This is a genomic window from uncultured Selenomonas sp. (assembly GCF_963528755.1).
Taxonomy (GTDB): domain Bacteria; phylum Bacillota; class Negativicutes; order Selenomonadales; family Selenomonadaceae; genus Selenomonas.
This window is the reverse complement of record NZ_CAURXA010000001.1, coordinates 228,142-242,854: the sequence shown is the minus strand read 5'-3', so window position 1 is coordinate 242,854 and position 14,713 is coordinate 228,142. Positions and strand designations below refer to the sequence as shown.

Here is a 14,713-nt window from a genome sequence, read left to right as displayed (position 1 = left end):
AGAAAAAGCCTCCGACGCCGGAATGGCAATCGAAGGCTTTGAGATGTACAGACCTCACTTATCAACGCTTTTTCGTTCTACTCGTAATTCCCAACCTCAGCCAAGGCTGCTCGCCTCCGCTTTACTGCGCCTCTGCTGGAAGAAGAGCACGAACGCCAGGAGAAGGAATCCCACGAGATCGGTCACAAGTCCTGGTTGAATCATCAAAAGACCGCCGACAAACAGTATAACGCGCTCAAGTCCGTTCAACGGCTTCACGAGGCAGCCGATCATCGATGCGCTCAAACCGATCATGCCGATGATCGAGGTCACGAGCACGGTGATGAGCGATATGGGCGTTGCATCGATCATGAGGATGACAGGCGACAGCACGAAGATGTACGGAATGATGAAGGCGGCGATCGCGAGCTTCGAGGCATTGATGCCTGTCTTCAGCGGCTTGCCGCCGCTGATGGCAGACCCAGCGAAGGCAGCGAGAGCTACGGGAGGCGTCACGTCGGCAATGATGCCGAAGTAAAAGACGAACATGTGCGCTGCGAGCACGGGCACGCCCATCTGGACGAGCGCGGGAGCGGCAATCGTCGAGGTGATGACGTAGTTCGCCGTCGTCGGCACGCCCATGCCGAGGATGATCGACGTGATCATCGTAAAGAACATCGTCGGCAAAAGCATGCCGCCCGAAAGATCGAGCAGAGCCGATGCGAGCTTCAGGCCCACGCCTGTCTTCGTCACGACGCCGATGATGATGCCCGCTGAAGCGCAGGCGACGAGGACACCGAGGACGTTTCGCGCACCGTTTTCAAGACCGCGCACGATCTCTACGGGCTTCATGCGCGTTGACTTGCGCAAAGACGAGGCCGCTATGGCGAGCACGATCGCCCACAGAGCCGCACGCATCGGCGTGAAGCCCGAGACGAGCAGATAGATGATGACGATGAGAGGAATCGCGAGATGACCACGCTCCTTCAAGATCTCCCACGGCTTGGGCAGTTCGCTTCGCGGCACGCCCTTGAGATTGCTGCGGCGCGCTTCGAAATGGACGCCGAGCCAGATACCGAGGAAGTAAAGGATCGCAGGAATCGTCGCCGCCTTGACGACGTCGAAGTACGGCACGCCGACGAACTCCGCCATGAGGAACGCCGCCGCTCCCATGACGGGCGGCATGAGCTGTCCGCCCGTCGAAGCAGCCGCTTCGACTGCGCCCGCGAAGTTGCGCTCGTAACCAAGCTTCTTCATCATGGGAATCGTGAAGGCTCCCGTGCCCGCGACGTTAGCAACCGAGCTGCCCGAGACCGTACCCATGAGGCCGCTCGAAAGCACGGCGACCTTCGCCGGGCCGCCGCGCGCCCAGCCCGCCACAGCATTCGCAAGGTCTATGAAGAACTTGCCGAGTCCCGTCGATTCCAGGTAAGCGCCGAAAAGGATGAAGAGGAAGATGAAGGTCGAGGACACGCCGAGCGGTATGCCGAACACGCCCTCCGTCGTGAAGAAGAGATGTGAGACGAGCTGGTCGAGATTCAGTCCGCGATGTGCGAGAACGCCCGGGAGGTATGGCCCTGCGAATGCATAAGCGAGAAAGAAGAGCACGACGCAGACCATCGGCATGCCGACGACGCGGCGCGTCGCCTCGATGACGAGCGCGATGCCGATGAGACCTACGACGAGATCGAGGGAATTGACCGTTCCCGCTCGCATCACGAGGCTTCGATAGGCAAAGATGATGTAGGCGGGAGCGCCCGCGCCCAAGATGGCGAGGACGACGTCGACCACATGCACCTTCTCGCGTGACCAGACCTGCCGCATGGGAAAGAGCAGGTAGACAAGCGTCAGGCCGAAGCCCAAATGAACGGCACGCTGCAGTTGCGCATCGAGCACGCCGAAGACCGCCGTATAGATTTGAAAGAGGGAGAATGCGATGGCGAGAACCGCCACGACCTTCGCCATGAAGCCCTTGTGCTCGATGACGTCGGATTCCTTATCGTATTTTTTCAGAACTTCTTTTGCAAGTTCCTCATGCTTCTTATCCGGCATGATGAACATCATTCCTTTCCTGCCGCAGCAGCGGCTCCAAGCTCCTTACCGAAGAACTTCTCCATACCCCAGCGCCACGGGGCGATGACTGTGAGATCGACGCGGCTTCCTACTGGAAGCTTCTCAAAAAGTCTCTCCTCCGTGCCGTCGAGCACGAGCGTCAGTTCCGTACCCGCCCCCGTGCGCAGGGAAAGACGCGGGAAGCGGCGCTCCATGCCATCCATGATGAAAAAGTCGCCGTCCACTCGGAACTCGCCCTCGCTCGCGAGAAAGGGCAGGCCCACGCCGAACGATTGGTAGCGCGTCCTGTCGAGCACGAATCCCGAAACTTCGTCATCTACGCGCAGGTCTTCCTCCACGGGCGTCTTCTGCACCGAATGGATGAAACGAATCACGACAGGCATCCCCGCGTACGCTTTTTCCGCATAAAGGAGCGCCCCCTGCTCGCTTTCCACGACGAGCAGGGGGCGTGCCAAGAAATCTGCAAGCGCCGCGAGCACGAGAGCCGCAAGGAAGAGCCTCACACTCAGCCGCTTCTTCATTTATTCCTTGTAGTAGCGCTCTGCGCCGGCATTCAACTCAATGGACATGCCGTCCTTCGCGCTCTCCTTCGTAATCTGCTTCGCCGCCGAATGAGCCGCCTGCAGCTTCTCGATATTGTCGAAAAGCGCCTTCGTGATGTCGTAGCCGAGCTTCTCGTCCACCTTGTCCGTCGCAACGAGCATCGCCATGACAGAGATTCCTGGGACGTCTTCATCGAAGCCCGCATAGGTACCCGCCGGAATCTTCGTCTTCGTGTAGAACGGATACTTCGCGATCAAGGCGTCCGCCTTGTCCGCCTCGATCGGCAGGAGACGCACCTTGTTCTGCGACGTGATGTCCTGCACTGCTGCCGTCGGGAAGCCAGCCGTGACGAAAGCCGCGTCGACATTGCCGTCCTTCAGGGCGCTCGCCGCCTCGCCGAAGGACAAGAACTGCTCATCGATATCATCATACGTGATGCCGTACGCCTCAAGAATCTGACGCGCATTGGCCTCCGCACCACTGCCCGCCGCACCGACGGCGACGCGCTTGCCCTTGAGGTCGGCGATGCTCTTGATGCCCGTCGACTCAAGCGTGACGATCTGGCATGTCTCGGGGTAGAGCGCTGCGATGCCGCGCAGGTTCTCGACCTTCTTGTCCTTGAACATCTCCGTGCCGTTCACAGCATAATAGGTGATATCGTTCTGCACGATGGCGAGATCGACCGAGCCTTCCTTCAGCATGTTGATGTTCGCGACCGTTGCTCCCGTGGACTGCGCACTCGCATTCATGCCGGGAATCGTCTTGTTCAGAATCTCCGCCATTGCGCCGCCAATCGGGTAATACGTGCCCGCCGTGCCGCCCGTGGCGATGTTGATGAACTTGTTGCTTCCCGAGCCACCGCAGCCGACGAGGAGCAATGTACAAAAAATCAGGAGCGCCGCCGCTACGAGGATTCTCCCTAGTTTGCCCAAATGCATGATTCATACCTCCTACAAATATAATTCTATTATATACTACGTATGCTATTATAACATATCTTGCATATCCATGCAAATTTTCCGTACAAATCACGTATCTACTTGCCTGCAGATACCACGCACACGGAAGGACAGCTCATTCCAACTCCAGCCCCGCAAGTTCGCGCACGACGACGCTCGCAAGTATGAGCCCGGCGACGGATGGCACGAAGGAGATGCTGCCCGGCGGCTGCTTGGTAAAAGCCTGCTCGCCCTTTTCTGCGCTTTCTTCTCGCAGCGCGAAGAGCGGTTTTCGCGGCTTTTCCTTGGAATAGACAACCTTCAAAGCTTCCACGCCGCGCGATTTCAGCTCGCGGCGCATGACGCGCGCCAGAGGACACACGCTCGTCTCATAGATGTCGGCGACCTCGAACTTCGTCGGATCAAGTTTGTTGCCCGCCCCCATGCTGCTCACGATGGGGATCGTCCGTTTCTTCGCCTCCATGACGAGCCCGATCTTACCCGCGACGGTATCGATGGCATCAACGATGTAATCATAAGACCCGTGAAAAAAAAGACCTGCCCGCTCGGGCAGGAAGAAGTCCTCAACGATCTCGACCTCAGCAGCAGGGTTGATGTCCTCAATGCGCGCCTTCATGACCGCCGCCTTGCTGCGCCCGAGCGTGCTATAGAGCGCCACAAGCTGACGATTGAGATTCGAGGCGGCGACCGCATCGTTGTCGATGAGCACGAGACGCCCTACGCCCGCGCGTGCGAGCGCCTCCGCCGCAAACGAGCCAACGCCGCCGATGCCAAAGACAGCGACACGAGCCGCCTTGAGTCGCACAAGCCCCGCCTCACCGATGAGCATCGCCGTGCGGCAAAAGCACTCTTCCATAAAAACTCGCTCCTCTCCAAGCAAACGCAGCTTCTCCGCTGCATGGATGATGACGCATCGACGCACCGCTCACTTCTTCGGATGGAACGGATCGAACTTCGGCAGAGCGAAATCGCTGTGCGAGGCGAGGGCCGGAACCTTCTCCGTCGGCTGCTTCATGAAAGACGGCGGTTCCAAGGAGGCGATGCTCTCCGTCTTGAGCTTGCTTTCGGGCGCCTCCATGCGCTGCGCCTTCATGACGACGCCGTCGACGAAGTCCGTCGCAATGATCGTCGCGCGGATCGTCTGTCCCATAGAAGAGTCGATGACCGTGCCGAGGATGATATTCACATCGGGGTGCGTGTTTTCCCGGATGTAGTTCGTCGCTTCGCCCACGTCGTCGAGCGTCATGCGCTCACTGCCACTGAGGTTCAGGATCAAGCCGCGTGCGCCCGTCAGAGATTTCTCGACGAGCGGGCTTTCTACTGCCTTCTGCACGGCCTCGATCGCACTCCTCTGACTCTCGCCGATGCCGAGGAGCGCATCGCCGCTCTGGCTTTGCCGGAAGGTTGACGTAAGATCGGCGAAATCGACATTGATCTCGCCCGTCGTCAGAATCAATTCCGCGATGCAGTTGATCGCCTGCCGGAGGACGTCGTCCGCCGCCTTGAACGCGTTGACGAGCGTCATGTGCTTGTTTTCGGGAAGCTTCATGAGGTTGTCGTTATGTACGACGATCAAGGCGTCAAGATTGCCCTGCATCTTCGCGATGCCCTCATTGGCGACGCGCTTCTTGCGCGCGCCTTCGAAGGAAAAGGGAACCGTCACGACGCCGACCGTCAGTATGCCCATATCCTTGGCGATTTTTGCAACGACGGGCGCCGCGCCCGTGCCCGCGCCACCACCCATGCTCGCCGTGACGAATACGAGGTCGGCGCCCTTCAAAACTTCCTTAATTTTTGCCTCGTCGCCCTTCGCCGCTGCTTCCCCGAGATCCGCCACGCCGCCCGTGCCGAGCCCCTTCGTCAGATCCCGTCCGATAGCGAGCGCCTTGATGCCCGCCTCTTCCATATAGGCAAGCTGCTTCGCATCCGTATTGATCGCGATCAGCTCCACATCAAGCTCGTTTCCCTCGGCTATACGCTCGATGACGCTGTTGCCGCCGCCGCCCACGCCGATGATCTTTATCGTGACTACCGCTCTCTTGATCTTCGTATCGTCCGTCATCATGGAAGCGGTTCCCCCTCTCTATGCCTCGCAGATCCATCCCTCTTTGTCAATTATCCATTTGCCTTTATTCGCCATTCTTCTCGCCATTCCTGCAAAAAGAGGGAAAATGCTTAATTTGTCCCGTTCTCCTCCTCTGTTTGAGGACGTTTTATCCCGCGAACTCCCGCAAGCTGAGCGAAAAGCATGCCCGCAAGCATCAAGGTGCAGCCGGAAAGCTCGGCAGCGCTCATCGACTCACCGAGGAGGATTGCGCCCGAAAGCGCTCCGAACACGGACTCAAGGCTCATGATGACGGCCGCCAAGGCAGGCTCAGCGTACTGCTGGCCGACGATCTGCAGCGTAAAGGCGACGCCCGAGCTCATGATCCCTGCATAGAGGATCGCCGTCGCCGCGCCCTCGATGCCCGAGACGGTCGGCTGCTCAAAGAGAAAGGCGAGTGCCAGACTCGCACAGGCGCAGACGAAAAGCTGCGCGAGGGAAAGCTCCACCGCATCGACGAAGGAAGCGAAACGGCCGACGCAGAGGATGTGCATCGTCCAGAGGAGCGAACTTCCCACCATGATCGCATCGCCGTAAGAGAGGGAAAAGCCATCCTTCATCGAGAGCAGATAGAGTCCGCTGAGCGCCAAAACCGCGCCGCCCCAATGAAGCGGACGGATGCGGCTGCCGAAAAATACGGCGGCAAGCGGCACGAAGACGAGATAAAGGCATGTGATGAACGCCGTCTTTCCCACCGTCGTGTACTGCATGCCCACCTGCTGCGAAGTCGTTCCCAGGAAGAGGATCACGCCCACGAGCGCGCCCGCCTTAAAGCCCGGACGATACGTACCCGCCGCCTTCGCCGCGCGTCTTTTGGGCGCGAAAAAGAGCCACAGGAGAAAGACGACGGGGACAGCGACGACATAGCGTGCCGCACCGTATGTGAAAGGGCCGATGCCCTCCATGCCGACGGACTGAGCGACGAACGTCGTACCCCAGATGAAGGCGGCGACAAAGAGTGCCAAGCTGCCGCGCAGACGCACAGATCTCACCCCCGCTTCTTTATCTCATCCAAGCATTGAACTTCTCAATGAGCTTCACGGGCTTGTATGATTCCTTCGCCTGTCGAAGCCCCTCGATGCCCATGTCCTCCTCGCGATTGATGTACGTCATGTCGGACCACGCATGCTCAACAAATGCCTGATTGATCGCGGGGTACGCGCCGCGCACCTCGGGATCTGCCTTTTCCACATGGATGACCGCCGTGTCATCGTTGAGCTGCTCGCCGAAGGTGAAGGCGACGACACGCTGTCCGATGAGAATCGCGCCGCCCTTGAGCTGAAAATCCTCGAAGTTGTTCAAGACCTCGATGATCGCCTGACGCTCAAGCGCGATGAACGGATCGTCGGGAACTTCCTGCGCATGCTGCTTATACCAGCTGTTGATCGTCAGCTTGCATTGCGTGACGATCTCATCCGTAATGGGCTGATACTCAGCCTCGGGATAATTCTTGCGGAAGCTGTTCAGATGGTTCTTCTTCGAATGGAACTTGCGCCCCGCCAGCTTCATCAAATCGTCGGCGAGGTAGACGTAGTCGAAGTTGTTGCGGTCAGACTCGACAGCGAAGTCCGCTCCCTCGTAATTTTCAAGGATGTCCGCGAAGGAACGCTCAACGCCCGAAAAGCGCACGGGCTTTCCCTTCGCCTTGAAGTAGTCGATGAAGCGTCCGACGGCAGCCGCCATCTTTTCCTCTGGGCCGAAAGGCTGCATGGCGAATTCTCGCCCTTCCCACTCAGCCTTCATATAAAGCACATCGTCTTCCTTCGCCCACATAATTTTATACGGTTCGTGCCACATGTAGAGGTTCGTAAAATTGAAGTGTGAATTCTCATAGTAACGCGCCCGAAAAAAACAGTCGAGCAGCGGCTTGTCCTCTTTTTGCAAAACCTTGAAATTTATGATGCTCATTCCTCTCTCGCTTAGTCACCAAGGTTCTGCGAACAAGAAGCATGCGCATTCTTCTCGCATGAACTCCCGCTGCAAAACCTCACGATTCAGCAATTTTCTTGCCCTGTTGTCCTATCATTATATCAACTGTGTCAAGCAATTAACAATCCCTTCTATTTCAGTCGGAATTGTTAATTGCTTTTTAACTGCAATTGCCCCTTTCCTTTAATCTTACCATGCTATACTTTCCGTATCGAGCGGGAATCCAGCAGCCGGCTCGATGCCAGCGGCAACGGTGGCCCTTTCCACACTTCTGTGCCTCCCTGCTGCTTGAAAATCTAATTCTTTCTCTATCCCGAAAAAGAAGGGCTCGCCTTGCGGCTTGCCCTTCTTTTTTGTCTATTTCCCGTTGTCCTCAGACTTCCCCTGACCGCTCTTGACAATTCCCGCCGGCACTGCCGCTTTGCGTTTCTTGCGCGCCTTGTGCTCCTCATAGCGTCGCTTTCCTTCCTCGAAAGCGACGCGCGCCTCCTCGGTATCGAGCTCCAGGGGCGGCACGGCTTTCGGCCGTGCGTTGCGGTCAAGCGCCACCATTGTGAAATACGCCGACAGGCCGAGCTGCGGCTCGCTGCCGTCATCGAGATCTTCGACGATAACATTGACGGCGATCTCCATAGAGCTGTGCCCGACGTAGACGACGTCCGCCGTCACGACGACGAGATCGCCGATGCGGATCGGCAGATGGAATTCCAGTTCATCGACGCGCGCCGTCACGACGTTCGAGCGCGCATAGCGACGCGCCGCCGCGTAAGCCGCCGAATCCATGAGCTTCATGATCTCGCCGCCGTGGACGTTGCCGTTGGGGTTCGCCTGGCTCGGCATCATGACCTCGCTGATGACGATGCGGCTTTCCTGCATACTGAAATGCTTCATGTATTTCCTCCTATCAAAGCTGCCGCACAAGCAAAAATAACTCATGCGGCAGTCTCATCTTCCTTATTACCTTTGCTTCGACACCATCTCAGCGGAAGAAACGCACACCTGCGTCGAAGAGTCCCTGATCCTTGTTGCCCGGCACGTTCTTCGAGATGTTATCGCCGACGCGCTCGGAGTGCCCCATCTTGCCGAGGATGCGGCCATTGGGGCTTGTGATCGCCTCGATCGCTTCCATCGAACCGTTCGGGTTGAACGGCGATTCCATCGTCGGCTCGCCTGCATCGTCGACATACTGCGCCGCGATTTGCCCGCGTATGCGCATCCTCGCGATGACTTCCTTGTCGGCGACAAACCTTCCTTCGCCGTGCGAGACAGGAATCGTATGAATATCGCCGACTGAGACATTATTGAACCACGGCGATAGGTTCGACATGATGCGCGTCTGCACCATGCACGAGACGTGTCTGCCGATCGTATTGCGCGTGAGCGTCGGAGACTCTGGATCAAGCGGCATGATCTTGCCGTAAGGAAGGAGGCCGAGCTTGACGAGCGCCTGGAAGCCGTTGCAGATACCGAGGATCAGCCCCTCTCGCTTCTGCAGAAGTTCCATGATCGCCTCAGCGATGCGCGGATTTCTGAGCGTCGCCGCGATGAACTTGCCCGAGCCGTCCGGCTCGTCACCGCCCGAGAAACCGCCTGGCAGCATGAGGATCTGCGCCTTGTTGATGCCCGAGGTGATCGCCTGCACCGATTCTTCGACGGTCTGCGGCGTGAGATTGCGAATGACGAGCGCATCGACTTCGCCGCCCGCCTTCTCAAAGGCGCGCTGCGTCTCGTACTCGCAGTTGATGCCGGGAAAAACAGGCATGAAGATGCGTGGCTTCGTATAGTGATCACTGGCTCGCTGGCGCACGCCGCGGCGGAACGGCGCGGCTGCCGAGGCCGTCCTGCCTTTGCTGCTGACCGTCGCCGGGAAGATGCCGTCAAGCGCACCCACATAAGACTCGCGAAGCTCGTCGAGTGTCTGCACCATCCCGTTGCAGACGATGCTCGCAACCGTCGTCGTGCGCCCGAGGAGCGTCCACTTGACGCCGGCGAGCGCATCCGTCACGTTGACCGCCTCGCTCATCTCCAAGAGAATCGTACCGTAGGCGGGACGGAAGAGATCTTCAAACTTGATCGCGCCAGGCGCTGCCTTGAAACCAAGGCCGTTGCCCAAGCACATCTTCGTCAAGGCTGCCGCGATGCCGCCCCTGCCGACGCTCGCCGCCGAAAACACGCGGCGGCTCTGCATCAGTGCATGCACGCGCTCATAGTTGCGGCGCAGGTTGGCAAAAACAGGCAAATCGTTTGCATCGATCGGCACCTCGACAGCATAGACCTTGCTGTTCGCGTACTTGAATTCGGCGGAAATCGCCTCGCTCGCTTTCATGACGTTGACGGCAAAGGCGACGACCGTAGGCGGCACATGGAGACTCTCAAATGTGCCCGACATCGAATCCTTGCCGCCGATGGCAGGCACGCGAAGCTCATGCTGCGCCCATAGTGCACCCAAAAGTGCCGCAAACGGCATACCCCACTTCTCGGGATCTTTGCCGAGGCTCTCGAAGTACTCCTGCAAGGAGAGGCGCACCGTCGCTGCATCCGCGCCGAGCGCCACCATCTTCGTGACCGCCTCGACGATGGCATAGAGCGCACCGTGGAACGGACTCCACTCCGACAAATACGGATCGAAGCCGAAGGTCATCGCCGTCGCCGTATCCGTTTCGCCCTTCTTCACGGGAATTTTTGCAACCATGCCCTGCTGCGGCGACAACTGATCCTTGCCGCCAAACGGCATCAGAACCGTGCCCGCGCCGACTGTAGAGTCAAAGCGCTCGGCAAGTCCCTTCTGACTGGCAACATTGAGATCAGCAAGATTTGCATGCCATGCCGCCGTAAGGTCGCGCTGGTTCTTGACGACAGCAGGCGGCAGTTGGCGCAGATAGTTCGTCTCCACGTCGGGCGACTTCAAGGTCACGCGCGCATGCTGCTTGACGCCGTTCGTATCGAGGAAGACGCGCGCGAGGCTCACAATCTTCTGCCCGCGCCAGACCATCTCAAGCCTGCCTGTATCCGTGACCTGAGCGATCGGCGTCGCCTCCAGATTCTCGCGATCAGCGAACGCCGTGAGAACAGGTAGAGCCTCGGGACGCATGACGACGGCCATGCGTTCCTGCGATTCGGAAATGGCAAGCTCCGTGCCGTCGAGTCCCTCGTACTTTTTCTTCACGGCATCGAGATCGATCGCCAAGGACGGCGCAAGTTCGCCGACGGCGACGGCGACGCCGCCTGCACCAAAATCGTTGCAGCGCTTGATGAAACGGCTGACCTCGGGATGGCGGAAGAGGCGCTGAAGCTTGCGCTCCGTCGGCGCATTTCCCTTCTGCACCTCGGCGCCCGCCGTCGTCAAAGAAGCCTCCGTGTGTACCTTCGACGAGCCGGTCGCGCCGCCGCAGCCGTCGCGTCCCGTGCGGCCGCCGACCAAGACGACGACGTCGCCCGGCTCCGGCGTCTGGCGCACGACGTCCGCCTGCGGCACAGCGCCAATGACGGCGCCGATCTCCATGCGCTTCGCCATGTAGCCTTCGTGGTAGAACTCATGCACCTCGCCCGTCGCAAGACCGATCTGGTTGCCGTAGGAGCTAAAGCCTGCCGCCGCCCCTTGCGTAATCTTCTTTTGCGGCAGCTTGCCCGGCAATGTATCGGCAATCTTGCCGCGTGGGTCGGCGGCGCCAGTCACACGCATCGCCTGATAGACGTAGGAACGCCCCGACAGGGGATCACGGATCGCACCGCCAAGGCACGTCGCCGCACCGCCAAACGGTTCAATTTCCGTCGGATGGTTGTGCGTCTCGTTCTTGAACATCACGAGCCAATTTTCTTCCTTGCCGTCAATCTCCACAGGCACGACGATGCTGCACGCGTTGACCTCATCGGAGGCATCGAGATCTTCCAAAAGCCCCTGCTGACGCAGCGCCTTCATGCCGATGCACGCAAGATCCATCAAGGATACGTCCGCCTGCTTTCCCGCATGAATCTTCTCGCGGTCGAGCATGTAGAGCTTCACTGCCTGCGCAAGCATCGGTACGTATTTGCCGTTGCCGAAGTCCACCTTGTCGATGACCGTCGTAAACGTCGTATGGCGGCAGTGATCAGACCAATACGTGTCGATGACGCGAAGCTCCGTGATCGTCGGCTCACGCTTCTCCGCCGAGGCAAAATACTTCTGGCAGAACTGCAGATCCTCCAGACTCATGGCAAAGCCGCGCTCTTTCGACAAATTTCCGAGCGTCGTCACATCCATGCGGCAGAATCCCGCAAGTGTCTCCACATCGGCAGGCTCTTCGATCTTCTCCACGAGCGTCGTCGGCTTCTGCAAATCGGCCTCGCGGCTTTCGACCTTGTTGATGCAGTACGCCTTAATCTTTGCCAAAAGATCTGCCGAAATCGTGCCGACGATCACATAGACGATCGCCGTGCGAATTGCCGGACGCTCCTTCTGCGTCACAAGCTGCACGCACTGCGCCGCCGAATCAGCACGCTGGTCGTACTGCCCCGGCAGATACTCAACAGCGAACGCCTTCGACTCGGGAAAGTCGGGCAGTTTCTCCTCGTAGACCGTATCGACGGGCGGCTCAACGAAGACGATATCGCGCACCGCCTTGTATTCTTCGTCTGAAAGCCCCTCGATGTCGTAGCGAATGAAGATGCGCACTGCCTTGAGCTCCGTCGCCAGACGGAACGTCTCCGTCAGGTCCTCACAAAGCTGCTGCGCGGGAATGTCGAAATATCCCTGCCTCTTCTCTACAAAAAGTCTTCTTACACTCATGCCCACAAACCATCCTCTCTGGTCAGTTCCCTTATCTCTTCTTGCATCTTGTCAGTTCTTCATCAACTCCAAATCAATCTTCACGACGACCTTCGTCACGTCCGCTGGATACTCGTCGAGCACCGAAACGCCCGGGCGATGCACGTCCTCCGGATAGAGCACGGCATAGCTTCCCGCCTTGAGCAGGATGCTGCTCTCGGGAATCAGGGCGCGATAAAAGATGATGTCCCGCGCCTCATCGTAAGGCTCCATCTCCACGAGGTCGGGACTCATCGGACACCAGCCGAGAAACTCCTCGCCGTCCGCGACATACTGAACATCCACGAACTTTCGATGCGCCTCGGGGGCGCACTCTGCCTGTGGCCGCGTCGTATAGCGCGAGAGCAGCGCGAAGATCTTGTCGCCGTCGATCTCGTGACGTCCTTCCGGCATATTGCGGAAGTCCTGTGTGCGCAAAAAGGCAAGCGCTTTCATCAGAGCCGTCGAATATCCCTTCTGCTCATCCTTCGACACCCCGATGATACCCGTCATCATAAGCAATCCTCCTTCGCTATAGAAAGCACTGACAAATTCAGCGCTTCCCCAAAAAAGCGATTGATTTCCCTATTTATTCTATGCTATTATCCTTTATAGCGTTTCTTTTATATTATATGATGAAAGACCAATATCCGCAAGTGAATTGGGGCAGAGAAGGAGAAATGACTATGCGCGAACTCTTGGAACTCTTAGAGCGTGACGCCCGCCGTCCCATCGGCGAGATTGCTGCCGTGCTCAAGAAAAGCGAGTACGAGGTGGAAAAGGACATCCGGGGGCTGGAGCAGGACAAGATCATCCTCAGCTACAACACCTTGATCAACTGGCAGAAATTCGGCGATGACACGGTCACGGCGATCATCGAGGTCAACCTCACGCCCGAGCGTGAAGTCGGCTTCGACGCCATCGCCGAGCGCATCTACCGCTTTGAAGAGGTGCGCACCGTCTACCTCATGAGCGGCAGTTTCGATCTCCTCGTCATCATCGAAGGAAAATCGCTTCAGGATGTCGCCAACTTCGTCGCGACGCGCCTCTCAACGATCGATGGCGTCACGCAGACGCGTAGCCACTTCATGCTCAAGGCGTACAAGAAGGACGGCACGATCATCAACGACAAGGAGAAGGATCGCCGACTGGTGGTGTCGCCATGACGAACTGGAAGGAGCGCATCTCACCCGCCGTCCATGCCGTGCCTCCCTCGGGCATAAGAAAGTACTTCGACATCGCCGCCGAGATGGAGGACGTCGTATCCTTGGGCGTCGGCGAGCCGGACTTCATCACGCCGTGGTCGATCCGTGAAAGTTGCGTTCACGGGCTTGAACAAGGCTACACCTCCTACACGGCGAACCGCGGCATGCTCGAACTGCGTGAAGAAATCGCCGCGCACTACGCGGGCCGTTACGGCATTTCCTATGAACCGGCCAAAGACATCCTCGTCACCGTCGGTGTCAGCGAAGCGCTCGACATCACTATGCGCGCCATACTCTCACCCGGTGATGAAGTCTTGATTCCCGAGCCTTGCTACGTCTCGTATCAAGCCTGCGTGACCTTTGCGGGCGGCAAGCCCGTACCCGTCGCCGCGAAGCTTGAAAACGACTTCCGCATCACGCCCGAAGAACTTGAGCCGCACGTGACGAAGCGAACGAAGGCGCTTCTGATTGGCTACCCGAACAACCCGACGGGCGCCGTCATGGCGAAGGACGACCTTCAGAAGATCGCCGCCTTCGCTGAAAAGCACGACCTCATCGTCGTCTCCGATGAAATCTACGGCGACCTCACCTACGGCGGCATGGAGCACACGGCGTTTTCCTCGCTGCCCGGCATGAAGGAGCGCACGATTCTCTTGAACGGCTTCTCCAAGGCCTACGCCATGACGGGCTGGCGCATCGGCTATGCGCTCGGCAACCCCGACTTCATCGCCGCCATGACGAAGATCCATCAGTACACGATGCTCTGCGCACCCATCACGGCACAGATTGCCGCCGTCGAGGCTCTGCGCCGCGGCGAGAAATACATGAAAAAGATGGTCGCAGAATACGACCGCCGCCGCCGCCTCATCTACGACGGGTTCCAAAAACTCGGCCTCTCGTGCTTCGAGCCGAAAGGCGCCTTCTACATCTTCCCGAACATCACGTCGAGCGGCTATACGGATGAAGAATTTGCCGAAAACCTGCTCATCAAGGAGCACGTCGCCCTCGTCCCTGGCAGCGCCTTCGGCGAAAGCGGCAAGGGACACATCCGCTGTTCCTACGCGACCTCCATCGACAAGATCTCCGAGGCTCTCGCAAGAATCGGCAACTTTCTCAAGAATCATCGGAAATAAGCACA

12 protein-coding genes are annotated in these 14,713 nt (G+C 58.4%); 2 read left to right on the top strand and 10 right to left on the bottom strand.

Annotated features, from left to right (window positions below; translation table 11 throughout):
• Positions 1 to 96: 96 nt before the first annotated feature.
• From RWS31_RS01205 to RWS31_RS01160, 10 genes are all read right to left on the bottom strand, one after another.
• A complete protein-coding gene (locus RWS31_RS01205) occupies positions 97 to 2,043 on the bottom strand; it encodes a TRAP transporter permease (RefSeq protein ID WP_314595428.1) in 1,947 nt (648 codons plus the stop codon).
• Positions 2,040 to 2,573, bottom strand: a complete 534-nt coding sequence (locus tag RWS31_RS01200; protein ID WP_314595426.1) for a DUF1850 domain-containing protein — start codon at positions 2,571 to 2,573, stop codon at positions 2,040 to 2,042. The genes RWS31_RS01205 and RWS31_RS01200 overlap by 4 nt, the downstream gene beginning before the upstream one ends.
• Positions 2,574 to 3,533, bottom strand: coding sequence for a TAXI family TRAP transporter solute-binding subunit (locus tag RWS31_RS01195; RefSeq protein WP_314595424.1), 960 nt, complete (start codon positions 3,531 to 3,533; stop codon positions 2,574 to 2,576).
• A 136-nt stretch (positions 3,534 to 3,669) separates the two neighbouring features.
• A complete protein-coding gene (locus RWS31_RS01190; protein WP_314595423.1) occupies positions 3,670 to 4,410 on the bottom strand; it encodes a tRNA threonylcarbamoyladenosine dehydratase in 741 nt (246 codons plus the stop codon).
• A gap of 69 nt (positions 4,411 to 4,479) precedes the next feature.
• Positions 4,480 to 5,619, bottom strand: coding sequence for a cell division protein FtsZ (gene ftsZ / locus RWS31_RS01185; protein ID WP_314595421.1), 1,140 nt, complete (start codon positions 5,617 to 5,619; stop codon positions 4,480 to 4,482).
• A gap of 110 nt (positions 5,620 to 5,729) precedes the next feature.
• Positions 5,730 to 6,650: a DMT family transporter gene (locus RWS31_RS01180; protein ID WP_314595420.1), complete on the bottom strand. Its 921-nt coding sequence runs from the start codon at positions 6,648 to 6,650 to the stop codon at positions 5,730 to 5,732.
• Positions 6,651 to 6,660: 10 nt separating this feature from the next.
• Positions 6,661 to 7,566 (bottom strand): phosphatidylglycerol lysyltransferase domain-containing protein, encoded by a 906-nt coding sequence (locus tag RWS31_RS01175; protein ID WP_314595419.1) that lies wholly within the window; start codon positions 7,564 to 7,566, stop codon positions 6,661 to 6,663.
• A gap of 378 nt (positions 7,567 to 7,944) precedes the next feature.
• Positions 7,945 to 8,478, bottom strand: coding sequence for a hotdog domain-containing protein (locus RWS31_RS01170; protein WP_314595416.1), 534 nt, complete (start codon positions 8,476 to 8,478; stop codon positions 7,945 to 7,947).
• 88 nt (positions 8,479 to 8,566) lie between these two features.
• Positions 8,567 to 12,352: a phosphoribosylformylglycinamidine synthase gene (locus RWS31_RS01165; protein ID WP_314595415.1), complete on the bottom strand. Its 3,786-nt coding sequence runs from the start codon at positions 12,350 to 12,352 to the stop codon at positions 8,567 to 8,569.
• Between the two features lie 51 nt (positions 12,353 to 12,403).
• A complete protein-coding gene (locus tag RWS31_RS01160; RefSeq protein WP_314595413.1) occupies positions 12,404 to 12,886 on the bottom strand; it encodes a YhcH/YjgK/YiaL family protein in 483 nt (160 codons plus the stop codon).
• A gap of 170 nt (positions 12,887 to 13,056) precedes the next feature.
• Here RWS31_RS01160 and RWS31_RS01155 point away from each other — a divergent pair, with 170 nt between their 5' ends.
• Complete coding sequence (locus tag RWS31_RS01155) at positions 13,057 to 13,536, top strand: Lrp/AsnC family transcriptional regulator (RefSeq protein WP_314595411.1); 480 nt, start codon at positions 13,057 to 13,059, stop codon at positions 13,534 to 13,536.
• Positions 13,533 to 14,708, top strand: a complete 1,176-nt coding sequence (locus RWS31_RS01150) for an aminotransferase class I/II-fold pyridoxal phosphate-dependent enzyme (RefSeq protein ID WP_314595410.1) — start codon at positions 13,533 to 13,535, stop codon at positions 14,706 to 14,708. Before RWS31_RS01155 ends, RWS31_RS01150 begins: the two co-directional genes overlap by 4 nt.
• The last annotated feature ends 5 nt before the right edge of the window (positions 14,709 to 14,713 follow it).

What these genes read in the sequence shown, in the direction of transcription:
- RWS31_RS01155 (WP_314595411.1), top strand. Translation starts at nt 13,057, where the DNA reads ATGCGCGAACTCTTGGAACTCTTAGAGCGTGACGCCCGCCGTCCCATC.
- ftsZ (WP_314595421.1), bottom strand. Translation starts at nt 5,619, where the DNA reads ATGATGACGGACGATACGAAGATCAAGAGAGCGGTAGTCACGATAAAG.
- RWS31_RS01170 (WP_314595416.1), bottom strand. Translation starts at nt 8,478, where the DNA reads ATGAAGCATTTCAGTATGCAGGAAAGCCGCATCGTCATCAGCGAGGTC.
- RWS31_RS01205 (WP_314595428.1), bottom strand. Translation starts at nt 2,043, where the DNA reads ATGATGTTCATCATGCCGGATAAGAAGCATGAGGAACTTGCAAAAGAA.
- RWS31_RS01195 (WP_314595424.1), bottom strand. Translation starts at nt 3,533, where the DNA reads ATGCATTTGGGCAAACTAGGGAGAATCCTCGTAGCGGCGGCGCTCCTG.
- RWS31_RS01165 (WP_314595415.1), bottom strand. Translation starts at nt 12,352, where the DNA reads ATGAGTGTAAGAAGACTTTTTGTAGAGAAGAGGCAGGGATATTTCGAC.
- RWS31_RS01150 (WP_314595410.1), top strand. Translation starts at nt 13,533, where the DNA reads ATGACGAACTGGAAGGAGCGCATCTCACCCGCCGTCCATGCCGTGCCT.
- RWS31_RS01175 (WP_314595419.1), bottom strand. Translation starts at nt 7,566, where the DNA reads ATGAGCATCATAAATTTCAAGGTTTTGCAAAAAGAGGACAAGCCGCTG.
- RWS31_RS01200 (WP_314595426.1), bottom strand. Translation starts at nt 2,573, where the DNA reads ATGAAGAAGCGGCTGAGTGTGAGGCTCTTCCTTGCGGCTCTCGTGCTC.
- RWS31_RS01190 (WP_314595423.1), bottom strand. Translation starts at nt 4,410, where the DNA reads ATGGAAGAGTGCTTTTGCCGCACGGCGATGCTCATCGGTGAGGCGGGG.
- RWS31_RS01160 (WP_314595413.1), bottom strand. Translation starts at nt 12,886, where the DNA reads ATGATGACGGGTATCATCGGGGTGTCGAAGGATGAGCAGAAGGGATAT.